The sequence below is a fragment of the Pseudoalteromonas qingdaonensis genome, assembly GCF_038739665.1.
GTDB lineage: Bacteria > Pseudomonadota > Gammaproteobacteria > Enterobacterales > Alteromonadaceae > Pseudoalteromonas > Pseudoalteromonas qingdaonensis.
Genome location: NZ_JBCGCU010000007.1, coordinates 1 through 23,208, shown reverse-complemented (window position 1 = coordinate 23,208; position 23,208 = coordinate 1). Strand labels below are relative to the sequence as shown.

Annotated in this window: 24 protein-coding genes; 2 read left to right on the top strand and 22 right to left on the bottom strand. The window is 49.6% G+C overall.

The genetic code is table 11. From position 1 onward, the window contains the following. Nucleotides 1-78: 78 nt before the first annotated feature. The 18 genes from flhB to WCN91_RS07695 form a co-directional block, all read right to left on the bottom strand. Nucleotides 79-1,209, bottom strand: a complete 1,131-nt coding sequence (flhB, locus tag WCN91_RS07780) for a flagellar biosynthesis protein FlhB (RefSeq protein ID WP_342677887.1) — start codon at nucleotides 1,207-1,209, stop codon at nucleotides 79-81. 8 nt (nucleotides 1,210-1,217) lie between these two features. After that, complete coding sequence (gene fliR / locus WCN91_RS07775; protein ID WP_342677885.1) at nucleotides 1,218-1,997, bottom strand: flagellar biosynthetic protein FliR; 780 nt, start codon at nucleotides 1,995-1,997, stop codon at nucleotides 1,218-1,220. A 2-nt stretch (nucleotides 1,998-1,999) separates the two neighbouring features. Continuing rightward, a complete protein-coding gene (gene fliQ, locus WCN91_RS07770) occupies nucleotides 2,000-2,269 on the bottom strand; it encodes a flagellar biosynthesis protein FliQ (RefSeq protein ID WP_105254955.1) in 270 nt (89 codons plus the stop codon). Nucleotides 2,270-2,271: 2 nt separating this feature from the next. Further along, entirely contained in the window at nucleotides 2,272-3,015 is a 744-nt protein-coding gene (gene fliP, locus WCN91_RS07765) for a flagellar type III secretion system pore protein FliP (protein WP_342678121.1), read from the bottom strand. 4 nt (nucleotides 3,016-3,019) lie between these two features. Further along, a complete protein-coding gene (gene fliO, locus WCN91_RS07760) occupies nucleotides 3,020-3,427 on the bottom strand; it encodes a flagellar biosynthetic protein FliO (protein WP_342677881.1) in 408 nt (135 codons plus the stop codon). Then, complete coding sequence (gene fliN, locus WCN91_RS07755) at nucleotides 3,424-3,825, bottom strand: flagellar motor switch protein FliN (protein ID WP_342677880.1); 402 nt, start codon at nucleotides 3,823-3,825, stop codon at nucleotides 3,424-3,426. The genes fliO and fliN overlap by 4 nt, the downstream gene beginning before the upstream one ends. A gap of 42 nt (nucleotides 3,826-3,867) precedes the next feature. Next, nucleotides 3,868-4,962, bottom strand: coding sequence for a flagellar motor switch protein FliM (fliM, locus tag WCN91_RS07750; RefSeq protein ID WP_342677879.1), 1,095 nt, complete (start codon nucleotides 4,960-4,962; stop codon nucleotides 3,868-3,870). A gap of 11 nt (nucleotides 4,963-4,973) precedes the next feature. Beyond that, nucleotides 4,974-5,507: a flagellar basal body-associated protein FliL gene (gene fliL / locus WCN91_RS07745; RefSeq protein WP_342677877.1), complete on the bottom strand. Its 534-nt coding sequence runs from the start codon at nucleotides 5,505-5,507 to the stop codon at nucleotides 4,974-4,976. Nucleotides 5,508-5,552: 45 nt separating this feature from the next. After that, on the bottom strand, nucleotides 5,553-7,349 hold the full coding sequence (locus tag WCN91_RS07740) for a flagellar hook-length control protein FliK (protein WP_342677874.1): 1,797 nt from the start codon (nucleotides 7,347-7,349) through the stop codon (nucleotides 5,553-5,555). A gap of 119 nt (nucleotides 7,350-7,468) precedes the next feature. Further along, nucleotides 7,469-7,921, bottom strand: a complete 453-nt coding sequence (fliJ, locus tag WCN91_RS07735; protein WP_342677872.1) for a flagellar export protein FliJ — start codon at nucleotides 7,919-7,921, stop codon at nucleotides 7,469-7,471. Next, nucleotides 7,914-9,251 (bottom strand): flagellar protein export ATPase FliI, encoded by a 1,338-nt coding sequence (fliI, locus tag WCN91_RS07730; RefSeq protein ID WP_342677870.1) that lies wholly within the window; start codon nucleotides 9,249-9,251, stop codon nucleotides 7,914-7,916. Before fliI ends, fliJ begins: the two co-directional genes overlap by 8 nt. A 2-nt stretch (nucleotides 9,252-9,253) precedes the next feature. After that, entirely contained in the window at nucleotides 9,254-10,096 is an 843-nt protein-coding gene (fliH, locus tag WCN91_RS07725) for a flagellar assembly protein FliH (protein WP_342677868.1), read from the bottom strand. A 3-nt stretch (nucleotides 10,097-10,099) separates the two neighbouring features. Beyond that, nucleotides 10,100-11,137 (bottom strand): flagellar motor switch protein FliG, encoded by a 1,038-nt coding sequence (fliG, locus tag WCN91_RS07720; RefSeq protein WP_342677866.1) that lies wholly within the window; start codon nucleotides 11,135-11,137, stop codon nucleotides 10,100-10,102. After that, complete coding sequence (gene fliF / locus WCN91_RS07715; RefSeq protein ID WP_342677864.1) at nucleotides 11,130-12,851, bottom strand: flagellar basal-body MS-ring/collar protein FliF; 1,722 nt, start codon at nucleotides 12,849-12,851, stop codon at nucleotides 11,130-11,132. Before fliF ends, fliG begins: the two co-directional genes overlap by 8 nt. 19 nt (nucleotides 12,852-12,870) lie before the next feature. Then, the gene (gene fliE, locus WCN91_RS07710) at nucleotides 12,871-13,200 is read right to left on the bottom strand and encodes a flagellar hook-basal body complex protein FliE (RefSeq protein WP_105254945.1); all 330 of its coding nucleotides are present in this window, start codon (nucleotides 13,198-13,200) and stop codon (nucleotides 12,871-12,873) included. An 886-nt stretch (nucleotides 13,201-14,086) separates the two neighbouring features. After that, nucleotides 14,087-15,466 carry a sigma-54-dependent transcriptional regulator gene (locus tag WCN91_RS07705; protein WP_342677862.1) on the bottom strand — a complete coding sequence of 460 codons (1,380 nt, stop codon included), beginning with the start codon at nucleotides 15,464-15,466 and terminating at the stop codon, nucleotides 14,087-14,089. Beyond that, nucleotides 15,459-16,574 (bottom strand): sensor histidine kinase, encoded by a 1,116-nt coding sequence (locus WCN91_RS07700; protein WP_342677860.1) that lies wholly within the window; start codon nucleotides 16,572-16,574, stop codon nucleotides 15,459-15,461. Before WCN91_RS07700 ends, WCN91_RS07705 begins: the two co-directional genes overlap by 8 nt. Before the next feature lie 240 nt (nucleotides 16,575-16,814). After that, a complete protein-coding gene (locus WCN91_RS07695; RefSeq protein ID WP_342677858.1) occupies nucleotides 16,815-18,245 on the bottom strand; it encodes a sigma-54 dependent transcriptional regulator in 1,431 nt (476 codons plus the stop codon). A gap of 342 nt (nucleotides 18,246-18,587) precedes the next feature. Between WCN91_RS07695 and fliS the strand changes: the two genes are divergently transcribed. After that, nucleotides 18,588-18,989, top strand: a complete 402-nt coding sequence (fliS, locus tag WCN91_RS07690) for a flagellar export chaperone FliS (protein ID WP_342677857.1) — start codon at nucleotides 18,588-18,590, stop codon at nucleotides 18,987-18,989. Beyond that, nucleotides 18,989-19,276, top strand: a complete 288-nt coding sequence (locus WCN91_RS07685) for a hypothetical protein (protein WP_342677856.1) — start codon at nucleotides 18,989-18,991, stop codon at nucleotides 19,274-19,276. Before fliS ends, WCN91_RS07685 begins: the two co-directional genes overlap by 1 nt. Nucleotides 19,277-19,414: 138 nt before the next feature. On the opposite strand, the gene fliD is transcribed toward WCN91_RS07685, so the two are convergent. From fliD to WCN91_RS07665, 4 genes are all read right to left on the bottom strand, one after another. After that, on the bottom strand, nucleotides 19,415-20,821 hold the full coding sequence (gene fliD / locus WCN91_RS07680) for a flagellar filament capping protein FliD (protein ID WP_342677854.1): 1,407 nt from the start codon (nucleotides 20,819-20,821) through the stop codon (nucleotides 19,415-19,417). A 44-nt stretch (nucleotides 20,822-20,865) separates the two neighbouring features. After that, nucleotides 20,866-21,288: a flagellar protein FlaG gene (locus tag WCN91_RS07675; protein ID WP_342677852.1), complete on the bottom strand. Its 423-nt coding sequence runs from the start codon at nucleotides 21,286-21,288 to the stop codon at nucleotides 20,866-20,868. Nucleotides 21,289-21,413: 125 nt separating this feature from the next. Further along, nucleotides 21,414-22,592, bottom strand: a complete 1,179-nt coding sequence (locus WCN91_RS07670) for a flagellin (RefSeq protein WP_342677850.1) — start codon at nucleotides 22,590-22,592, stop codon at nucleotides 21,414-21,416. 387 nt (nucleotides 22,593-22,979) lie between these two features. Continuing rightward, a partial coding sequence (locus WCN91_RS07665; protein WP_342677848.1) for a transposase occupies nucleotides 22,980-23,208 on the bottom strand: 229 nt, incomplete at its 5' end.

The window sequence follows — 23,208 nt, the reverse complement described above, 5'->3', positions numbered from 1 at the left end:
ACACTGAGGGCATTAAAGCAAGGAGCAGGCCAGCTTTAAAAGTTATGCTTTAGCGGCGCTAATTCTACCTAGCTCTGCTTAATATTGATAATCATCTGGGATGGGTAAGTGCTCGCTCAGCTTGGTCGGCCTGCGGCCACGGCCCTTTTGGAAGCGCTTTAACTGATAAACATAGGCCAGCACCTGAGCCACGGCAGTAAAGAGTTGCTCCGGCACCTGCTCGCCCACTTCCGTGGTATGAAACAGCGCCCGGGTCAGCACAGGTGACTCCACCAGAGGCACATCGTTACCCTGAGCCACCTTACGAATTTGCATCGCCAGCTCATCGCCGCCCTTGGCCACCATAATTGGGGCTCCGGCCTTGTCTGTGTCGTATTTCAGTGCCACCGAATAGTGAGTCGGGTTGGTGACCACGACATCGGCGTCGGGGACATCCTGCATCATACGGCGCTGCGACATTTCCCTTTGAGTGCGGCGAATACGCGCCTTGATCTGTGGATCACCCTCGGAATTTTTATACTCGTCCTTGACCTCTTGCAGGGTCATTTTCAGCTGCTTATGGTGATTATGACTCTGATACGGGGCATCGATGGCGGACACCACCAGCATGGTGCAGCTCAGCGCTAGGAACATCCAGGCAATGATCTCCAAAGCATGAACTATATTGCCCGGCGTCGTCTCTATACTGAGATGGAGAATTTCATAAAAGTACATTTTAATTAAAAACACAGCACAGGCGGCAACCAGGGCAAATTTTAGCAGCGCCTTAACCAGCTCAACCGCCGCCTGAGTGCCAAACATGCGCTTAAAGCCTTTAAGCGGGGACATTTTATTGGCCTTGGGGGCCATGGCCTGCCAGGAAAAGTTAAAACCGCCGAGCAAGGTATTACCAATAAAGGCCGCCAGCACTATCACTAGCACAAACATGGCCATGGGATAGAGCAAGGCATCGGCAACGGCGCCCCAGGCCGAGAACATTTTCGAGGTGTCATAGGTTTCATTGCGGCTAAGGGTAAGCATGCGACCCATCACCAGGTGCAGGCCACGGCCTATGTCCGGGCCATAGATCAGCAGCGACACCGCCGACATGATCAATACAAAGGTGGTGCCTAGCTCTTTTGAACGCGCGATCTGCCCCTTCTTTTTCGCTTCTTGGAGCTTCTTCGGCGTGGGTTCTTCGGTTCTTTCCTGTCCTGAATCTTCTGCCATTTATCCTCCTAAGGGGCGCAACCGACCATGGAGCACATCAGCTCCACCATGCGCAGCCATTGGGCTTCAAACTGGGCCATAAAATTCCCCAGAGTCGCCCAGATGATGACCAGGCCAGAGACCAGGGTAAAGGGAAAGCCGATGGCAAAGATATTAAGCTGCGGCGCGGCGCGGGTCATGACCCCGAACGACAGGTTGATCACCAGCATGGCGGTCAAGGGCGCCAAAGCCAGTACCAGGGCTGTGGTAAACATCCAGCCGCCCCAGGTAACTATGTCCCAATAATGATCCACCGCCCACCAACTGCCGTCGATGGGCAGAGCAATAAAGCTGTGTACTATCATCTGGATCATCATCAAATGACCGTTAAAAACGAAAAACAGCAAGGTGCTGAGGATAAGGTAAAATTGGCCGACGGCGGGCACGCTAAGGCCATTGGCTGGGTCAACTACTGAGGCAAAGCCTAAACCGGTTTGCATCGCCAGGATTTGTCCAGCCAGAATAAAGGTATTGAGCAGCAACTGAGAGGCAAAACCCATGGCCACGCCAATAAGTATTTGCTGCAGCACCACCAAAATCATTTCTGCCGAGAAAAGGTTGGTAAATTGCACCGGCGGCAGCACGGGCACGGCTACAAAGGCGATCACCAGGGCCAGGCCGAGCTTAACCCGGGCCGGCACATTGCGGGCGCCGATACCGGCCATCACCATCAGCATGGCAACAATGCGCACCACGGGCAGTAAGTAGTCACTTAGCCATTGGAGGATAACGGCAAAGGGGTATTCCATAGCTAGCCCGCTATTTCTGGAATAGACAGTATCAGGCGATTAAAGAAGTCGATCAGTTCCTGGGTGATCCAGTGGCCGCCTATGATAAGCGCCCCCAAGGTCACCAACAAACGGGGCAAAAAGCTTAAGGTCTGTTCGTTAATCGAGGTAGCGGCCTGAAACACGGCGACAATTAAGCCGACAATCAAGCTGGGGACGATAATTGCCGACACCAACTTGATCACCAGGAACAAGGCATCACTGAGGATATCGACAAAAACACCCGGCTCCATGCTTAGGTCCCCAGGCCGAAACTGCGGGCCAAGGTGCCCATAACCAAAGACCAGCCATCGACCAGTACAAAGAGCATAATCTTAAAGGGCAGTGACACTATCATGGGCGAGAGCATCATCATACCCATGGCCATCAGCACACTGGCGACCACCAAGTCGACGATAAGAAAGGGAATAAAAAACATAAAGCCGATAATAAAGGCGGTTTGCAGCTCACTGGTGACAAAGGCCGGGATCACCACGATAAAGGGCGTATCGGCCGGTGAGTCCAGTTGTTCATAGCCGGCGATTTGGGCAAAGGTTTCCAGATCCTTAATGCGGGTTTGTGAAAGCATAAAGGCCTTCATGGGCTGTTTTGCCGCTTCCAGCGCCTGCATTGAGGTCATTTTTTCATCCAGATACGGGGCTATGGCCTGATCATGCACCTGGTTATAAATAGGCGCCATAATAAATATACTTAAAAACAGCGACATGCCCAACAATACCTGGTTTGACGGCGTTTGCTGCAAACCTATGGCCTGGCGCAGTATGGCCAGCACCACAATGATGCGGGTAAAGGAAGTCATCATGATCACCGCCGCCGGAATAAAACTCAGCGCCGTCATAATGGCCAGGATTTGCAGGGTCACCGAATAATCCTGGGAGCCATCGGCATTGGTGGTTACCGTCAGTGCAGGTAACCCTTGCTCGGCAAAGGCACTGGGACTAATAAGCAAGGCGCACAGCAGCAGGAGCCAGTATTTCATCATCTTAGGTCTTATTTTTAGTATTGAGTAAATGGCTAAGTTGCTTTGCCAGCGGCGTCATTTCGCGCTCAGGCAAAGGATTTTCTAATTCATACAAGTAGTTAATGGCCTGTGGCGTCACCCCTAGCAGGTGTTGTTTATTGTCTATTTCCACCACCAGCAGACGCTCCTTGGTGCCAAGAGCCAGAGTCCGCACCACCTTAAAGTCGTCACTGGTTGCCATATTGGGATTAAAGCGCTTTAGCAAAAACGCCAACACCAGTATAGTCACCACCACCAGCATCAGCGATAGCAGCATGGAGACGATATTGAGGTTTAACCCCGCTCCTGGGGCAGCCGCGGCTGTGCTGGTCTCAGCCCAGACCCAGGTCGGCGCAGCACTTAGCAATAAGGCAATCAGGGCAGGCTTCATCGCAACTTCTTAATACGCTCAACCTGGCTGATCACATCGGTAAGACGAATACCAAACTTATCGTTCACCACCACCACCTCGCCGTGGGCGATCAGAGTGCCATTAACCAGCACATCCAAAGGCTCACCGGCAACGCGATCCAGCTCGACCACCGAGCCCTGATTCAATTGCAGCAGGTTACGAATATTGATTTTCGAGCGCCCTACTTCCATAGAAATAGTCACAGGAATATCTAAAATAGTGTCAAGTTTACGTTTGTCGTCCGCCGACACCTCTTGATTTGAAGCCGCCAGCTCATCGAGCTCGGCTACTTGGGGATCAGCTGCACCGCTTTCGCTCTGCTCTGCTTCGGCCAGGGCCGCAGCCCATTCGTCCATGGTATCTTGGTCATCACTCATTACATACAACCTCTGTTGCTAGGCACTATTACTTTGTGCTTTTTACCAATCTAAGTCTACCCCTTCACTAAGGTGAAGGTCATCTGCCAGCACCGCCAATTCGGCATCTGAGTCCAATTTTTTACCGCCTTTGGTAAAGACATGGAGATCGGATTTGGCCGACTCGGGGCGTTTAATTTTTTCACTGATCTGCAGCGCGACCATATCTCGCGAGCGTCCCATTTTAGCGCGGTAAGTAGGCAAGTCCTCAACAAACACTGTGACATGCTCAGGCATTTCCACCGGTATAATATCGCCAGCCTGCAACTCCATGATTTGCGCCAACGACAGGTCCACGTCCAATAACCGAGTCGATAATTCCACTTCCACATCCATAATTTCATCACGCAGCGCCTTGGACCAGCGCAGATCTGTGTCTTCGGTGTCTGATTGCACACCGGCATCAAGCAACTCGCGAATAGGCTCCAGCATGGAATAAGGCAGGGCAATATGGAAGTCACCACCACCCCCATCGAGTTCAATATGGAAGGAGCTGATCACCACCACCTCGGTAGGGCTCACTATATTGGCCATGGCCGGGTTGACCTCGGAGTCCAGATACTCAAAGGACACATCCATTACCGGCGCCCAGGCTTCTTTATAGTCTTCAAAGATGATTTTCAGCAGCATCTGTACGATACGGCGCTCGGTGGGGGTAAATTCGCGGCCTTCAATCTTGGCGTGATAACGACCGTCACCACCGAAGAAGTTATCCACCAGGATAAACACCAAACGCGCTTCCATGGTGATAAGGCCGGTGCCTTTAAGTGGGCGAAAACGCACCATGTTTAAGCTGGTTGGCACAAACAGAGTGTGAATATATTCACCAAATTTGATCATCTGCACGCCGTTAATGGACACCTCGGCGGTGCGGCGCATCATGTTGAACAGACTGATGCGCATATGCCGGGCAAAGCGCTCGTTAACGATCTCAAGGGTGGGCATGCGACCACGAACGATGCGATCCTGAGAAGAAAAATCGTACTGCAGGGCCGCATCGGCACCGCCATCACCACCTTCGGCTATCTCTTCTTCATCAACCTCGTCGACACCGTGTAATAGCGCATCAATTTCGTCTTGAGATAATAAATCGCTCACGCTGCACCTCGTTACTGCATCACAAAGCCGGTAAAGAGTACCCGCTCAACCACTTTTGCACTGGCAACCCCTTCAAGGGCTTGCTGTACCTTAACCAGCGCCTCATCACGCAGCGACTCTTTACCCGCTGCTGTGCTTAATTCATCAGCATTGGTGCCGGCAAACACGCTTAGCAAGGTGCCTTCAATCAAGGGGATATGCTTTTTCGCCGTTTCTTCATTATTCTCGCCACGCACCATAAGCTGCACCTTGATCTGCACTATGCGATCGCGGGCTGCACCGGGCACATTAAAAACAAAGGGACGAGGCATGGCCACATACAAGGCCGTGCCTAATTGGGCGTTCGGCGAGCCAATAGCCGCCTCATCACCCCCCTGAGTCACAGACTCTGCAGGTACAGCTGGGGCATCATCACTTGCTACGAAGAAGAAATACCCACCAAGGGCGGCCGCCGCCAATATAGCCAGGGCGACAATGGTTATTATTAATTTTTTCGGTGAGCCGGCCTGTTTAATCTCTAGTCCGGCTTGCTTATCATCGGCCATTGGGCGCCTCGAATAAATCAGTTAGCTGTATCATAGCAATTGTTATTAGGCATAGAAATCAATTCCTTGCTCTGCCTGTGGGTTTTTAGCCCGGGTATTGACCGCCTCAAGGGCATCGTCATTCTCACCTTGAATATCTGTGTCTACACCCTGATGAGTCTGGTTGGCAAATGACTCCTGCTGCTGGCTCTGGCCTTGGCTTTGCTGCTGTACTTGGGCCTCTCCAAGGGCTAGTCCTTGCTGTGCTAACAGCTCACGCAGCCTGGGCATGCTCTGTTCCAAGGCTTCTTTGGCCTGTTGGTTTTGCACCACAAAATTAATATGTGCCTGCTCACCCTCGCTGCGCACGCGCACCTGCATGCTGCCTAGCTCCGGCGGGTCGAGACGAATTTCTGCCTCTTGGTTGCTGAGATTCAACAGCATATTGACGCGCTGATGCAACTGCAAAGCGGCATCGCTTTTAGTGATGTTCAATGCCTGCATTAAGGCCGGATCCAACACTTGCTTGAGTCCAACACCTTGGGGGGAAGCTTGTGCCTGCCCACTGGCGGGCGCTGCAACTTGTTGCCACTGGGCTAAGTCTGTTTCAATGGCGGTATTGATATCGCCCAACCCATTGGCGTGAGTGCCTGAAGATTGTTGTGTCCCAGCAACGAGTTGTGCCAATAGCGCCTGCGCCAACTGCTGCAGTTTGCCACCTTCAAGAGGCTCTAATCGCCCTTGCGACGCCGATTCTATGGACTCTTTGCCTAACTCGGGACTGACGTTAGCGCCGGGGGCCTTATCTATGCTTTGCAGCTGTGCTTTTGACTCTGAGCTTTGGGCCGGTGTTGAGCGCAGGCTCGAAGTTGTAATTACAGGCGCACCTTCATCTGCGCTTGCACTTGCACTTTTATCTGCACTTGCCGTTACCGTTACCGTTACGTTAAGGTTAGCGGCCAAGGAGGCATTTTTGCTATCTGGAGTCATCACGGCATCAGCGGGTGGCGCCTTGGTCATAAGCGGGTCGCTCTTGTCCGGCGCTGGCTTTGCCTGAACGCTTAATTCTTTACTCTCACCTTGAGTGCCCAACAAGGAGGCGGCCTTTGGCGTCCCCACCCAGCCTTCGAGCTGCTGCGTTAATGCCGCTAAGTGCTTAGGTTCGAGGTTTTGCTCCTGAGCAAATTGCAGTACCTGAGCACTGAGTTGCTCACGCTGAGCCGGTGTTAATTGTGCCATAGCCTGCTGAAATTGCGGCGGTAGCGCTTTTAATTCAAACTTCACGGCACCGACTGCCAGGGTCGCTGCCTGGGTTTCTTGTACTAAACCTGTTTTAACTAAATCTGCTGAATCCGGTGTTTTTAATTCAGTACTGGTATTAAGTTGGGCAAACAACTGCTGATAAAAGTCACTCTCGGTTAACCCTGCTGCGTCTTGATTGGCATCGGCGAAGCTCTCAACTGAGTTCTCATCTGGGCCGTTTTGCGCCTCCATGGGAGCAATACTTGTCGCACTTGGCGTGGGTGCATTAGCTTTATCCGCATTTTCCAACACGGAAGTCGATACCCACTCTCGTTCCGGCGTTAATTCCTTGTCTGTTTCCTCAAGGCTTGGCGCTGGCTGAGCTATCTCTGCAGCCACTAGCTCAGCATCAGGTGAGGCCTCAGCTGAGACCTTGGCGTCCACTTTACCCTTGTCGGCGGCATCCTGCGCCTGCTGATAGGCATTGGCAAAGCTCGGCGTTTGCTCTTTTAGGGAGTCGATAGCCAAGTCTTCATCACCGCTTTCTAAGATGCGCGGCGATGCGATGTCGCCAGGGGTAATTTGGATGCCAGGCATGGCAAGGGACTCAATAAATGTCATGAACAGACCCTCAAAAGGTGGCAAAGCACTGCCGCTTTAACACCGGGAATAATAAAACTGATCTGTTGACTGCAATATATGCACCAGTTTTGACCCTGTCCGTATAAAGCACGCATTACTTAGGAGCTCGAGCCCTGCGCCAGCCGCCTGGCAAAAAACTGATTGATACTGAATTCGTCCAGCATTTTTTGCTCGGCTTTAGCCATGGCCACTTGCTTTTGCTGTTCTTTTTTAGCGATTAACTTAGCCACAGCTTCACTGCGAATGCGTTGCTGTTGCCACAACTGCTGACGTTGCTGCATAACTCTTTTGGCGGTTTCCACCGTTTGCGACTGCTGAGCAATGGCCTGCTCTATTTTGGCAATAAAATTCTGATAATGACTAAAGCCAGCGCTGGATAAACCGGCCTGAGCCTTGCTCATAAGTTGACTCATATATTCGCTGCGAAACTGGGTAAGACCCTGCAATTTTTGTTGTTGCAGCCTATGGTGCTGCTGAGCCCCAAGAAAGTCGGCGCGCAAGCGCTCTTCCTTATCGCTTTCCAGTTTATGCAACACCACGAGTTTAGCCACGCGTGCCTCCTTGTCCGAATAACACGGCTAATGAATGCAGACACTCATCGTAGGGCACCACATCTTTCATGCCCTGGCGTAAAAATTGATTAATCATGGGCATCATATCTATGGCCTGATCCAACATGGGATCTGTGCCCTTTTGATAGGCGCCTAAGGTGATCATGTCTTTATTTTCAGAATACATGGCCATCACCTGCTTCATTAATCGCGCCTGCTGCATATGCTGCTCGGATACTACCTGAGGCATCACCCGGCTGATGGATTTTTCCACATCAATGGCGGGGTAATGGCCGCTATCGGCCAGCTCGCGCGATAATACAATATGGCCATCGAGTATAGCCCGCGCCGCATCGGCAATGGGGTCTTGCATATCATCGCCCTCGGAAAGTACGGTGAAAAATGCGGTAATAGCACCTTGCCCTTCGCCGCCGTTACCAGCGCGCTCAATAAGTGCCGGTAATTTGGCGAATACCGAAGGCGGATAACCCTTGGTGGCCGGAGGCTCGCCCACCGCCAAGGCAATTTCCCGCTGTGCCATGGCATAGCGGGTAACAGAGTCTAACAGCAGCAAGACATTTAAGCCCTGATCGCGAAAATACTCGGCGATGGTGACCGCGCTCTCGCAGCCCTTTAAGCGCATCAATGGCGAGGCATCGGCGGGCGCTGCCACTACCACGGCACGTTTACGTCCTTGCTCACCTAAGATCTCTTCAATAAATTCTTTCACTTCGCGACCACGCTCACCAACCAGACCCACCACTATCACATCGGCGGCGCTGCCTCGGGTCATCATCCCCAGCAGCACGGACTTACCCACGCCACTGCCGGCGAACAGGCCCATACGCTGGCCCTGCCCTACGGTGATCACTGAATTAATGGCGCGCACACCCACATCCATAGGCTGGCTAATAGGACGACGCGCCAAGGGGTTAATATTGTTTTGGGCAAAACGCGCATGGTGCTCGGTGCGCAAAGGCCCAAGCCCGTCCAAAGGGCGACCCAAACCGTCCACCACCCGGCCAAGTAAATTCATGCCCACCGGCAAGCCGGGCTTTTTCGCTTGCGGGATCACCCGCGCCCCAGGTAACACCCCGGAGATACGGTCATTAGGCATCAAATACAGAATATCGTCGTTAAAACCCACCACTTCGGCATCGACCATGCCCTGATTGGTTTCCACCTGGCACAAACTGCCAATGGCCGCATGCAGGCCCTTGGCCTCCAAGGTTAAACCCACCACCCGGGTAAGGCTGCCGGCCACCGCCACCTGAGCGGGAGCAATGGCGCTACGCTTGCTTTTAAGGCGCTGTGCTAGGGAGTGACTCATGGCTAATCCTGCCCTTTCACCGCCACGCCGGCGTCTTGCAAAAAGCCGCCGATCACCTGTTGCAGTCGCTGCGACAGGCTCATATCTATGGACGAGCGCTGCTGCTTAATATGACAGCCACCGCGCTCCATGGTCGGCTCGCTTAACAATTGCCAATGGCGATTACTCAGTTGCTGCTCATCGAAATGGCTTTGCACCTGAGCCAGGTCATCGGGGTGGAGATAAATCTGACACATGGCCTCATTGCTTGGCAGTGCATCCGTGGCTGCCCTAAGGGCAGCGAGAATAATATCCGGGTTAGTGCGAATTTCACTAAGTGTCACCGCCTTGGCCAGTTCGCTGGCTAAAAACAGCAGTTCCTGTTCAACTTCCTGATCCAAACGTTTGGCCGGTTCATCAAGTGCCGTCAACAGCGATTTAAGTAAAGCTATCTGATCATCAATTAACGGCTTGGCATCGGCGACACCCTGCTCCTGACCCAGTTGCTGGCCTTCCTTAAAGCCCGCTTCCTTACCTTCGCTGACACCCTTTGCAAAACCATCTATATAACCTTGCTCATGGCCTTGTTGCAGCCCTTCTTCATAGGCATCCTGACGGATCTGCTCCAGCTCTTCCATGGTCAGTTTGGGCAGTTCAGGCTCCTGCGCTGTGTGTATTTCCTCATCACCAGCCTCTTGCTCACTGGCGTGATATAACTGCTCTAACGGGGTGCCAAATGCGGTCGAGCGCCCCTGCAAAGATTCAGCACTGGCGGTAACATCGGGAATGGGCCAATGCTGCAGCAGCTCTTCGGCGGCTTCGCTTGCCTCCAGCGGACGCCCTCGGTGCAATTTAGTGTCCTGCATGGCTTAGAGGAACTCCTCGCCGCCACCGCCACCGAGCACCACTTCGCCGGAGTCGGCCAGGCGTCGCGCAGTAGAGAGAATTTCTTTTTGTGCCGCTTCCACTTCACTGATACGCACCGGCCCCATGGCTTCGAGGTCATCGCGCAGCATATCGGCGGCACGTTTAGACATATTGCTCAGTATCTTATCTTTAAGGCCGTCATCGGCGCCCTTAATGGCTTTCATTAGTACATCTTGCTGTACTTCGCGCAGAATCGACTGAATACCTCTGTCATCAACATCCATCAGGTTTTCAAACACAAACATAAGATCTTGAATTTGCTGCGACATTTCTTCGTCGTGCTCGCGGATGGAGTCCATCAGCTGACCTTCGATATTGGTCTCCAGGTAGTTCATAATGTCCGCCGCCGCTTTGAGGCCACCCATCTTCGCCGCCTGGGCACCGGCCTGACCGGCAAATTGTTTCTCCATGATCTCGTTCAGTTCTTGCAGCGCCGCCGGCTGTACTTCTTCTAGATTGGCGATACGCATGGTTAAATCGAGACGCACTTTTTCCGGGAACTGAGAAAGAATTTCCGCACTTTGCTCCGGCTCCAGGTAGGACAAGACTATGGTTTGGATCTGCGGGTGCTCGTTGCGAATAATATTGGCCACCTGCTTGGAGTCCATCCATTTGAGTGAATCCAGACCTTTGGCACCTGAGCCCATAACGATTTGATCGATAAGGCTAGCGGCTTTATCTTCGCCCAGCGCCGCGGTCAGCGCTTTTTTGATAAATTCCTCAGACTGGAAGCCTATAGTGCTAAATTGTTGGATTTGTTCGATAAACAAATTATGTACGGCACTGATTTTATCCTGACTTAAATCCGCCAATTTGGCCATGGTCATGCCCACCTTTTGCACCTGTTTGGGCTCTAGGTGTTTAAGAATTTGCGCTGCGTCTTCTTCAGACAGACTCAAGAGTAAAATCGCCGCTTTTTCTACCCCTTCAAGCTTCTCAACATTGAAGGTACTAGGAAGTGTTTGTTGTGCTTCAGTCATCTTCGTTTAACCACGCTTTTACTACTTGAGAGGATAATTCCGGCTCATTAGCCACTAAGGCACGCACCGCTTTTAACAAGTCTTCATCGCCATGTAAGTCCGGCAACTGCAAGGTGCCGTCCGGTGAGAAACCTACCGAGGCTGAGTCGAAATCCTTATTGAGCATTTCTAAGGTGTTATCGCCAATATCGACGCCCGAGGTCAGCGCTTCTTCATCATAGGCTTCTAGGGTGTCGTCCGGGTAAATCAAGCGCTTCAGCATAGGGCGTACCACGGCGACTATCAAGACGATAATAACCAGAGCCCCTAGAGCCAAACGCACCAGCTTCATAAACCAGTTTTGCTCCCACAAGGGTAGCTCAGCGGCTGCGCCTAGGTCTTCACGAACAAAGGGCACACTCACTACCTCAAGAGCATCACCTCGTTGCAAATCAAAACCCACACCGCCTTGGAGCAGGCGGCGAATATTATTAAGCTCCTGCTCAGTGCGCGGCGCTGCACTTGCCTGACCTTCGGCATTGGCCGCCTGGCTGTAATCAACCGCGACGGAAACGCTGATACGACGGATCACCCCTGTTTGCTTACGCTTATGAGAGATGGTGGTATCCAGCTCATAGTTGCGGGTCGCCTCTTTATGAGTGCGCAAGGGCGCACTGTTTTGCGTCGTACTTTGCGTATTCGTGGCATTTTCTGGGATCGCGGAATTCACTGGTGGTTGATTGCTCAGGGCGCCGGGGATACCCGCAGCCAGACCGCCGATATTATTCTCTTCCAGGGTGGTTTCGCTGCGCACCGCCGGCAACTCCGGGTTATAGCGCTTTTGCGTTTCTTCTACGGCACTGAAGTCCATCACCAGGTCAACCTGAGCCGTGTAATTGCCCAAACCTACCACGGGGATCAAGATGCTGTCGATTTTTTCCAGGTATTCCTGCTCGCGCTGACGCTCGATTTCGTATTCTTTACGTGAACGTGCCGAAAGGGAGTTTTGCGAGCCGGAATTTAACAAGCGGCCGTTTTGGTCTGTGACCGTCACCCGCTCCGGCGATAAGCCTTGAACCGCTGAAGCGACGATATCAACCACGGAATCAATTTCTTCACTGTTGAGGGTGCGGCCCCTTTGCAGCGTGAGCACTACGGTAGCAGAAGGCTTTTTTTCCATTCGTGCAAAAACATTTTCTTTTGGCACCGCCAGCAATACTTTGGCGCGAGAGACCTTATTTAACTCTTCTATGGTGCGTGCCAATTGTTGCTCGCGAGAATGCTTAAGACGCTCACGCTCAAGGCGTTGAGAAACACCAAAACCCATGTCTTGCATCAGAATATCTGTGCCCGAGGTCGGGCCCTGGGTTAATCCCTCCCGTGTCATCGACAACTTGATATCCTGATACGCATCTTCGGGCACCATGATCACATTGCCGTTAAGCTCATAGTCAATTTTTTGTGCGTCTAAAAAGTCCAGGGTTTGGATCAATTCTTCCGTGGGCATTTTACCCAGAGGGCGCATTTCTGGCTGGCGTGCCCAGATAATGATAAAAATGGCAATGGCCAAGCAAATAGCAAGGGCGATGATCAAACTTACTTGGCGCAGCATATCCACGCCGCTCAGGGCACTTAAGTACCCCGACTTCTGTTCATGTTGCTCGCCTGAGCCAGTGTGCATATCGCCACCTGTGTCGGCTAGGGCGAGATCCGTTGATTGATTTGCTTGCGCCACGACTTTTCTCCGCTATCCGTTAAACAGGCATGTTCATTATGTCTTTATAAGCTTCCACCAGCTTATTGCGCACCTGCACCGTGGCCTCAAACGCCACCGAAGATTTTTGCGAGGCGATCATGGCTTCGGCAAGGGACACACGGCGATCCCCCATTTCCACGGCGGTAACCTTGGCTTTGGCATCCTGTTGCAAGCCGTTGACATTGTCTATGGCATTGCTCAGTAGCTCACCAAATTGCACCGATGCCGAACTACTCGGCTGAGGCATGGTTTTTAACGGGTTACGCGCTTGCGCTTCGAGTGCAAGGGACTGCATTTCCTGAAATAAAGAATTGGCTTGAACTTTCATCAAACTGGCACTGGTCAAATTAAACTTGAGCTGAATAAAGCATTAAGCGTGCCAACTAAAATAACCTTAAATTACAACTGGTTAAGATTTTTATTTCTTGGCGGTGATGAGTATTTAAACAACGTTAATTTGACGCCCATTTGCAAGGCTAAAGCCTCGCCTACAAATAACTGTAGGTATTGCCGTGTAGTCAGACTTTACCGCCAAGGATGTGGGTCAGACTTCAGTCTGACAATTGGCTCTTGCAAGGCTAAAGCCTCGCCTACAAATAACTGTAGGTATTGCCGTGTAGTCAGACTTTGCCGCCAGGGATGTGGGTCAGACTTCAGTCTAACAATTGGCCCTTGCAAGGCTAAAGCCTCGCCTACAGATAACTGTAGGTATTGTCGTGTAGTCAGGCTTTGCCGCCAAGGATGTGGGTCAGACTTCAGTCTGACAATTGGCCCTTGCAAGGCTAAAGCCTCGCCTACAGATAACTGTAGGTATTGTCGTGTAGTCAGACTTTGCCGCCAGGGATGTGGGTCAGACTTCAGTCTGATAATTGCCCTTGCAAGGCTAAAGCCTCGCCTACAGATAACTGTAGGTATTGCCGTGTAGTCAGACTTTGCCGCCAGGGATGTGGGTCAGACTTCAGTCTGACAATTGACCCTTGCAAGGCTAAAGCCTCGCCTACAGATAACTGTAGGTATTGCCGTGTAGTCAGACTTTGCCGCCAGGGATGTGGGTCAGACTTCAATCTAACAATTGGCCCTTGCAAGGCTAAAGCCTCGCCTACAAATAACTGTAGGTATTGCCGTGTAGTCAGACTTTACCGCCAAGGATGTGGGTCAGACTTCAGTCTGACAATTGGCCCTTGCAAGGCTAAAGCCTCGCCCACAACACCGAGCTACAGGGGCAGTTGAATGCCCTGCTCGCGCATTTGCGCTATCTTGTAGCGCAGGGTGCGTGGGCTGATACCGAGCGCTTCGGCAACATCTTTGCGCTTACCGTTAAAGCGCGCCAAGGTATCCATGATAATCTTATGCTCCTTGTTTTTAAGCTCATCTTTAAAGGTGGGCTCTTCGTCACCCTGCTCAGTCGCACTGGCTGCACCATAGCCTGATGGCTGTGGCGCGGCGCAAACACCAACAACCGCTGGACTGATAAGCTCCTCGATATAGATGGCATCGACATCAACTTCAGAGCCAACTCGTAAGATCAGCGCTCGCTGCATAACATTATCCAACTCCCGCACATTGCCCGGCCAGGCATGGCTTAACAACTTGCGTTTGGCCGCCTCACTCAGAGTTGCCGGCGCCTGTTTAGCCGATTGACAATGGCGCTGCAATAAATGCTCGGCCAGGGGAATAATGTCTCCGGGACGCTCACACAAGGGTAACCACTGCAATGGAAACACGTTTAAACGGTAATAGAGATCTTCACGGAACACCCCGGCCTGCACCGCTTCTTTTAAGTCGCGGTTGGAGGTGGCCAGCACCCGTACATTCAAACTAATGGTTTTACGGCTGCCAAGGCGCTCTACTTCGCGCTCCTGCAGCACTCGCAGCAACTTGGCCTGCAATCCCAAATCCATCTCGGTGATTTCATCGAGCAAGATGGTGCCGTTTTGCGCCTGTTCAAATTTCCCCGGGCAAGCGTTCACCGCGCCGGTAAAAGCGCCTTTTTCATAACCAAACAGGGTTGATTCGAGCATATTCTCGGGAATGGCGGCGCAGTTGATGGCAATAAAGGCTTCATTGGCACGGCCGGACTGGTCGTGAATATAGCGCGCCAGCACTTCCTTACCGCTGCCGCTTGGGCCCATGACCATAACGCTGGCATCGCTGTCGGCAACTTTTTTCGCCAATTCCAGCAGCGCCAAACTTTTGGCGTCCGCCACCACGGGGCCGCTGTTATTGCTGGTTTGAGCCGGCAAGTAGCGGCTCACCAGGTTGATCAACACCTCGGGGGCAAAGGGCTTGGCCATATAATCTATGGCACCCAAACGCATGGCCTCGACCGCATCGTCTATGGTGGCATAGGCGGTCATCATCAGCACCGGCAAATCCGGATAATTTAACTTAATACTTTTAAGCAGCTCAATGCCGTTAATGCCCGGCATCTGTACATCGCTGACCACCATGGCCACTGCCTGCTCTTTTAGCATCATGATCGCCTGCTCACCGCTGTCGGCGGCGATACATGGAATACCCGCCAACATCAGGGTGTCGGTCAACGCCTCTCTTAGGCCCGGGTCGTCCTCAACCACCAGCACATAATTACTCATATTTGCCCTCCTGTAGGCGGGTCTTAATTAGCGGCAGGCTCAGCACAAACTCGGCTCCGCCTTGCTCGTTATTAGTAACTGATACACGGCCTTTATGGGCGTTGAGCACAGATGACACAACGGCTAGGCCAAGGCCGGTACCCTGACGCTTAGTGGTAAAGAAGGGTTCGAAAATTTTTTGTTTTAGCTCGTCGCTAATGCCAGGGCCATTGTCGGCGATAATGATATCCACCATGTCGTCGCCCTGTGGGTTACGCCTGGCGCTCATGCTGATTTGCGCGCCACTGGCGATAACCTGCACACTGTTGTGAATAAGATTATTAATGGCGCTGGCCAAGGCGGTGCGGTTACCCATCACCTCGATATCCGGCTCCGGCAGCTCTACATTCAATTGAGCGCCATGCTCAATTAACATGGCCTCGGCGCCTTGTTTTACCTCGCTGAGCAGTTGCCCCAAAGACATGGGCTCAATCACCTGTTGCTCGCCGCTTTTGGCGAACAGCAGCATATCGTTAACCTGACTTTCCAGGTCTTTAAGACGCGACATCAACTTGCCATGAAAATGAATGCGGGATTCGCCACTAAGGCGCTCAGAGCCAAGATTGGCACCGTAGAGCATGGCCGCCGATAAGGGCGTGCGTACCTGGTGGGCCAAGGTGGCCACCATTTTGCCAAGCGCACTCAGGCGCTGCATATGGGCAACGCGCGCCTGCAACTGGCGGGTTTCGGTTAAATCCGTCATAAAGATAAGCTGGCCAGGCTCTGGTGTCAGGGCACGAATTTCCAGCTTGATGCGTCGCCCGTCTTTAAGCGACACCTCATGACCATCATCCTGTTGCGGGCGAAAAGAGCGCTGAATAATGCTAAACCACTTTTCCCCTTCTAGGGGCTCGCCGAGCATATCCATAGCTAGGGTATTGGCTTTGGCTATCATGCCCTGGGCATCAAGCACCACCACCCCGGCGGGCATGGTATCCACCAGATGGCTAAGCCAGCTGGCCTGCTGTCTCAGCTCGCTGAGCTCACCAACATAGGCCTCATGGGCCAGGGTCGAACTAAAATGTCCTGGGGAAAGAAACTGTGGGGTTATTGCGCTTGCCAAAGCCATAGCTAGGTACTCTAAAACTCCGAATAACAGCTAAAAAGCACAAAGCATACCAACTTTTATACCCTTTATTTTCATAGGGTTATGGGGGAAACATCTCAATCAAAAAAATGACACTTTATAAAAACACTTATCGGCATTGCTAATTGTCGGGCTTATCGGCAATTGCTCCTGCATTGCTCTACTGCCGCCATCCTTGGCGGCAAAGGCCGAGCTACAAAGCATCAGGCGGCGCGTTGCCCCCTAATCCCGATTAAGCTCATACTTCTTCATTTTCTCCACCAAGGTGGTGCGGCGCACGCCGAGGATCTCGGCCGCTCTAGCCACCACATAGTCGTAGCGCTCCAGAGCTTGGGTGATCAAGCTGACTTCAAGCTCGCCCAAATAATCTTTGAGCTTAATTCCGTCATCGGGCAGCAGACCCATATCGGCTTTGCCATTGCCCTCGCCTACGGTGTCTTCATCCTCATCGATAAAACCCTCACCAAAGATGTCGTTTAACGCCTGGCGCTCAAGCAATTCTTCTGGATACTCGGGTACAAAGGCTTCTACGTCTAAGTGCTGGTATTTACTTGGTAAATCGGGTACATCCACCACCTGATCCGGGAACATGATCAGCATGCGCTCCACCAGGTTGCCCAGCTCACGAATATTACCGGGCCAGGTATGGGCTTGCAGGCTAACGATGGCGCGGTCGGTAAATTTCACCCCTTGGCCGCTGTGCTGTTGCAAACGTTTGGTTAATTCCTTGAGCAGCAGACCGATATCCTCGGCACGCTCGCGCAGCGCCGGATTCTCGATGGGGAATACATTTAAGCGGTAGTAGAGATCTTCACGGAAGTCGCCGCTGCTGATCATCTCTTCCAGATTTCGGTGGGTGGCAGCGATAACACGCACATCGGCTGTAATGGCCTTAGTGCCGCCGACGCGCTCATAACTGCGCTCTTGCAGCACACGCAGCAGCTTAACCTGCATTTGCAACGGCATATCGCCAATTTCATCAAGAAACAGGGTGCCGCCCTGAGCCAGTTCAAAGCGCCCTTTACGCGCCGAGATGGCACCGGTAAAGGCGCCTTTTTCATGGCCGAAAAGTTCACTTTCTAACAATTCACCGGGAATGGCGCCACAGTTAACCGGCACAAAAGGACCCGAGCTGCGCTCGGAAAGTTGGTGGACATTGCGCGCCACCACTTCCTTGCCGGTCCCCGACTCGCCGAGGATCAGCACATTGGCATCGGTTTTCGCCACTTGGGAGATCAAAAAGCGCACATGATTGACTGCCTCGGTATCGCCCACCAGGCCATTAAAGGCTTTAGCATTAACCTTGCCATTACCGCAGGGTTTGAGGCGCAAATATTGTTGGCAGTCATGAAGCAGCACTGTGGTCTCGTCCTGAGCGAATGGCTCACAAATTAGACCTATTACATTGGCAATTTTCAGCAGTGGCTTAAGGGTTTGTCCCACCAATAAAAAAGGTAATTCAGGATGTGCCTGGATCACTTTTTCATGTTCGCCCTGACTCAGCGCTCCAAGCACTATAATGGCTTCCTGGTGCAGTTCAACCAGCTCGCCAAGTTGCTCCAAGGCAAGGATTTTATTAGCTTCACCCACAAAGGTTAACGCATAACTTAAACCTTGGGCACGACTGCCGTTGTCATCAAGAATCAGGATCATCCTAGCGCCATTCAATTCAAAATCAGTGGAAACAAAGCACCGATTGTATTGCAGTTAAGGGAGGATTCAAGTGCTATCGGCACTTTTTTGACATAGATGCCAAATACTCGTCATTCCTTTGCGCTAAAACAATAATTAAGCATTAGATTTCAAAATTTATACGCCGCTTCCCATAAATTTTCTGCACCTGTTCTCTTATTCTTGTAGAATATCCAACGTATAAAGAAGAATAAAATTAACGCCAAATTCGGCATCTTTTTTATTCTTGCGGGTCACACACTTAAGCTCTTGGCTTGTTTTTTGCTTATAACCTAGCCTAGCTTTGAGCATCAGGAGGAAATAATGGCTCATTCTTCGTTACAAAAATATCGCCAAGTTAAGGTAAGCAGCGTTGCCGAAATGACGCCGTACGAACAAGTCGGCCTAATTTTTACCACCATCATTGGCAAGCTAACGGCTGCAAAAGGCGCCATAGACCGTCAACACATTGCCACCAAGGGCACCGCTATCTCTGAGTGCATTACCTTGTTTGGTGCCCTGCAAGAAGCCCTGGATATGAATCAAGAAGGGGGGATCGCCGCCAACTTATATGAGCTCTATGATTATTGTAAGCGTCAGTTACTCGACGCTAATCAAAGCAATAACAAAGACACCCTTGATGAAGTTATCCGTCTAGTCAAAGAAATCAAAGAAGGCTGGGATTCTATTCCGCTCGAAGAGCGCATACCTAAAGCTGAGCAATAATGCCGAATTATAACGCTCTGAATGAATTGCTCATTGCATTATCAGAGCACATAGATAAAACAGAGATTGAGCTGGCCAGCCGAACGTTAATAGCTATTGACCAAGAGTTGAAGCATTGGTGTGAGAGTGAAACACCACCTCAAGAAAAAGAGTTATTAGCTATACAAGCCAAAATTTTAACTGCTACAGCTAAACTTAAAAACGCCAGAGACAAAACTCAGGCTGAGCTCATCAACCAGCGTAAATCACATAAAGCTATTTCAAAATATAAAGCAACTAAACGCTAATTAGCGTTTAGTTGCTTTCACATTCTTACTTTATATATTTAGCTTAGTTATATAACTGTAATCGATATAAATTGCGCGACTACAATTTAGGCAAAAAAAACGCCGATAATCTGGCGCTCAAACAATGAAAGGAATAAATTAATCGCTCTTTTTAACTACGCCAGGCATATTTTCGAGCTGAGCTTGTATATAGCTACTGGTTGAGTTCATTTGGGCTACAAGTAAATCCATACTATTGTACTGTGCATACAAACGAGACTCTAACGACTCCATTTTACGCGCAAATGCAATTCGCTCATCATCTAAGCCATCTAACTGAGTCTGTTTACTGTCGATTCTGTTTTGTACAATACCATCTGAATCTGTATAAAAACTCATTAGCTCATCAAAAGATTGCGCAAAGCCGCCTTCTTCGCTCTCACCTATAAAAAACTCTTGTACTAGGTCTACATCGGCTTCAACTTGCTCGTTTAGTCGTTCAGTGTCTAGGCTTAATTTACCATAACGGTCTGCTTCAACCCCAAGTTTAGATAACGACAAACTACTGCCATCGCTAAGGGTTACTTCACTGGTTAATTGCTGGCGAAGTTTTGACATTACCCCGCGAAGCATAGAGTCACCGGCCATCACACCAGCGCCATCTTCGCCTGATTTACCCAAGTTATTGCTAAGCTCAAGTAATTCGTTATAGCTTTCTATAAAGCTATTTAAACCGGCTTTTATATTATTATTATTTTCTGTAATTTTTAACGTGCTATCGTCGTCATTAGTGCCATGTGCTTTTTTGGCGGTGATGGTTACACCGTCAATAACATTTGCAAACTCGTTATCACTGCTTGTAACTGTTAAATTACCATCTATGGTGATAGAAGCATCTGTTGCAGCAATTACTTCACTAATGTTTGTCACCCCTAAGTCGGTGTCATAGGCTAGTGCCGATAAACCTGCCGCGTCGGTATTATTGCCATCTGCATCAGTTGCTGTAATTTTTATTGCGTTTTCAACACCACTGTTTTTTGCTGATAAAACTAAATGCTGGCCATTATCGTCGGTGATAATCGTTGCTGTTACACTATCGTTGTCTTTACTGTCGTTAATCGCATCACGAATTTCAGATAAGGTTGCAGTATCTGACACATCAATATCAAAACTATTCTCACCAGACGCTATAGTTAACGTCCCCTCACCTACTGCGACATCTTCTGCAAATGCACTTGACATCAATTTATGTTCAGTCGCAAGGTTGTTTACTTTTACAGAGTAGCCACCAGGCTGTGCATCTTTGTCAGAACTTAGAGTTACAAAATCATCACTACCAGAAATACTGCGCTTTTGGTAGTTATCAACTTCGCCTAGAGCTTCCATCGAGGTTTGTAATTTTTCAAGTGCAGATTTTAGTGCACCCGCCGCTGAAATATCTGTCGTTAGGGTTGCTTCTTTATTATTTAAACGCGAAGTAAAAGGGGTGCGCTCAACATTAACTAACGCATCAACAATATCTGATACTGCTAAACCTGAACCTAAACCATTAAATGAAATAGCCATAACACATCCTCTTAAATACTTATTTAAATCAAAGTAGCAAACAGTTAAGCTGTTTGATCAATTAAAAAACCTGCGGTTTCTGAAAGTTTAGCCACTAGGCTCAACACTTCTTCAGATGGGTATTGCTTTATTAACTCACCACTGTTTTTATCAACCACTTTAATAACATCACGGCCTGAATCTTCATCTACTTGAAACTGCAAACTACGATTCATTTCACCCAAGAAGTCCTGCAATTGCTGCGCCATCTTCTCAAGCTGTTCGCGGCCTAATTCGTCTTTTTCAGCACTTTCGTCCAACTTACGCTGCATTTGTTGATAATTTTGCTCGGTTTGCTGTTGTTGTGTATTTTCCGTTTTATTTGATTCATCAACCGCCGTTGCTGTTATTTGCGGGCTCGCAGCTAGCTTGTCGTCAGCTTTTTGCGGAGCCACTGCAAAATCAGGGCTTTGGGTTATTGCACTCATAACGCCTCCTTAAACATTTTACCCTATGGCTAATAAAACAAAAGGAGATTAGCGTAAGCCAATCTCCTTTTTATTTTAGTTAACTAATGCTGACTTAACCATTAGTTGTTGTACTAATCACACTATTAACCAATTAAGCTAAGCGCTGCTTGTGGTAATTGGTTCGCTTGCGACAAGATTGATGTACCCGCTTGTTGCAAGATTTGGTTTTTAGTCATTTGCGCAGTTTCTGTTGCAAAGTCTGTATCTTGAATACGGCTACGTGATGCAGATACATTTTCTTGAATATTTGCAAGATTACTAATGGTATGACCAAAACGGTTTTGCAAAGCACCTAAATCAGCACGTTGCTCATCTACCTGCTTCAATGCTGCATCAATTGATTCAAGCGCTGCTTGTGCCCCTGCTCCATCTGCCCCACTGATGTCAATTGAACCAACAGCGGTACCACCGGTAGCGCTATCAGCAGTGCCTAATGTAGCTGCACCAGGGGATGCAACAGCAGCAAAAGTTCCACCAGTTGCTTCAGAGCTGCCCGCAGTAAAGGCGGTTACTTCATTCGTTGTTGAAAAAGTAATAGAACCCGCCCCGTCTGAAATTGCACGCACACCCAAAGAACCTACATTATCATTTATGGCATCAATCATATCATCGGTGCCCGCACCAGCAGCAACTTCAAAACTGACTGATTTAGTTCCATCTGCATCAGTTACTGCAAACGTTATAGTTTCGGCTGCAGCACCTATTTTAGTAGCATCAAAATTTGCTACTGTAGCAGTTTTACCTTTCACAACACCTAAATCACTTGCTTTCATACTTTTTAAAGTCATTTCAATTGTTTCATTAGCATCAGAACCAACTTGAAAAGACCTTGTGCCGAAGTTACCATCTAAAAGTTTCTGACCACCGAATGAAGTTGTATCAGCTATACGTGTTAATTCTGTTTGTAATGCTTTAACTTCTTTTTGCAGTGAATCGCGGTCATCTGCAGAATTTGAACCATTTGCTGACTGAAGTGCAAGCTCACGCATACGCTGCAAAATACTTGTAGACTCTTGCATCGCGCCTTCAGCTGTTTGCGCCATTGAGATGCCATCATTGGCGTTACGCTGTGCGACTGCTAAACCATTTATTTGTGAGGTCAAACGATTTGAAATTTGTAAACCTGCCGCATCATCTTTAGCGCTGTTGATACGCATACCTGACGCAAGGCGCTCCATAGAGGTTGCTAGGCCTTGCCCTGAACGAGAAAGGTTACGTTGAGCATTTAATGAAGATACATTTGTATTTACTGTTAAAGCCATAATAAAACTCCTGATTACTTTCGTAATATATCTGTTTTGATTTAACCAGGAACTTTCACAATTGTATGTTCAAGCTCCTTACTGGTTAAGTTAACGGCAGGTGGGAATTTATCTTTAGACTTTTTTTTAAAAAATGGATTTTATTTGAGAACTCCAACCTAACAGGCTGATTTAAAATGCTTTTTGTTTTAAAACTATTTTTATTTTTCTCTTAAGGCGTATCCTCCCTTCATTTTACTGCTCATTTTTTCTCTTTGTGCAAAACTGTTTTAAGTAAATTAGTTACAAAGAGGTTAAGAGACGCTGTGCGTTTCACCAAGAAATAGAAGTTTGAGATACCAAAGAGCGTTGCCTAGGGTCTGTTGATCTTTGCTGTACATATTTCACTCAGCAATACATCGGCAGCCACATCATTGAAAATGCCAGTGACACCATACTGGCATAATTCCTCGCGAGTTTTTCATATCTAGTTGATATTGAACGATAATGTTTTATTCGTGCGAATGCATTTTCAACTAAGTGCCTATATTTATAAAGACACCAATCGACACTCTCTTTGTCTATATCTTGGCCATAATTTCGTTTGGGTATGACAGAAGCGCCTCCTTTGGCTTCA

Bases quoted from the DNA above. Each gene is read 5' to 3' on its own strand.
- flhB (WP_342677887.1), bottom strand. From the start codon at position 1,209: ATGGCAGAAGATTCAGGACAGGAAAGAACCGAAGAACCCACGCCGAAG.
- fliR (WP_342677885.1), bottom strand. From the start codon at position 1,997: ATGGAATACCCCTTTGCCGTTATCCTCCAATGGCTAAGTGACTACTTA.
- fliQ (WP_105254955.1), bottom strand. From the start codon at position 2,269: ATGGAGCCGGGTGTTTTTGTCGATATCCTCAGTGATGCCTTGTTCCTG.
- fliP (WP_342678121.1), bottom strand. From the start codon at position 3,015: ATGAAATACTGGCTCCTGCTGCTGTGCGCCTTGCTTATTAGTCCCAGT.
- fliO (WP_342677881.1), bottom strand. From the start codon at position 3,427: ATGAAGCCTGCCCTGATTGCCTTATTGCTAAGTGCTGCGCCGACCTGG.
- fliN (WP_342677880.1), bottom strand. From the start codon at position 3,825: ATGAGTGATGACCAAGATACCATGGACGAATGGGCTGCGGCCCTGGCC.
- fliL (WP_342677877.1), bottom strand. From the start codon at position 5,507: ATGGCCGATGATAAGCAAGCCGGACTAGAGATTAAACAGGCCGGCTCA.
- WCN91_RS07740 (WP_342677874.1), bottom strand. From the start codon at position 7,349: ATGACATTTATTGAGTCCCTTGCCATGCCTGGCATCCAAATTACCCCT.
- fliI (WP_342677870.1), bottom strand. From the start codon at position 9,251: ATGAGTCACTCCCTAGCACAGCGCCTTAAAAGCAAGCGTAGCGCCATT.
- fliH (WP_342677868.1), bottom strand. From the start codon at position 10,096: ATGCAGGACACTAAATTGCACCGAGGGCGTCCGCTGGAGGCAAGCGAA.
- fliG (WP_342677866.1), bottom strand. From the start codon at position 11,137: ATGACTGAAGCACAACAAACACTTCCTAGTACCTTCAATGTTGAGAAG.
- fliE (WP_105254945.1), bottom strand. From the start codon at position 13,200: ATGAAAGTTCAAGCCAATTCTTTATTTCAGGAAATGCAGTCCCTTGCA.
- WCN91_RS07705 (WP_342677862.1), bottom strand. From the start codon at position 15,466: ATGAGTAATTATGTGCTGGTGGTTGAGGACGACCCGGGCCTAAGAGAG.
- WCN91_RS07700 (WP_342677860.1), bottom strand. From the start codon at position 16,574: ATGGCTTTGGCAAGCGCAATAACCCCACAGTTTCTTTCCCCAGGACAT.
- WCN91_RS07695 (WP_342677858.1), bottom strand. From the start codon at position 18,245: ATGATCCTGATTCTTGATGACAACGGCAGTCGTGCCCAAGGTTTAAGT.
- fliS (WP_342677857.1), top strand. From the start codon at position 18,588: ATGGCTCATTCTTCGTTACAAAAATATCGCCAAGTTAAGGTAAGCAGC.
- WCN91_RS07685 (WP_342677856.1), top strand. From the start codon at position 18,989: ATGCCGAATTATAACGCTCTGAATGAATTGCTCATTGCATTATCAGAG.
- fliD (WP_342677854.1), bottom strand. From the start codon at position 20,821: ATGGCTATTTCATTTAATGGTTTAGGTTCAGGTTTAGCAGTATCAGAT.
- WCN91_RS07675 (WP_342677852.1), bottom strand. From the start codon at position 21,288: ATGAGTGCAATAACCCAAAGCCCTGATTTTGCAGTGGCTCCGCAAAAA.
- WCN91_RS07670 (WP_342677850.1), bottom strand. From the start codon at position 22,592: ATGGCTTTAACAGTAAATACAAATGTATCTTCATTAAATGCTCAACGT.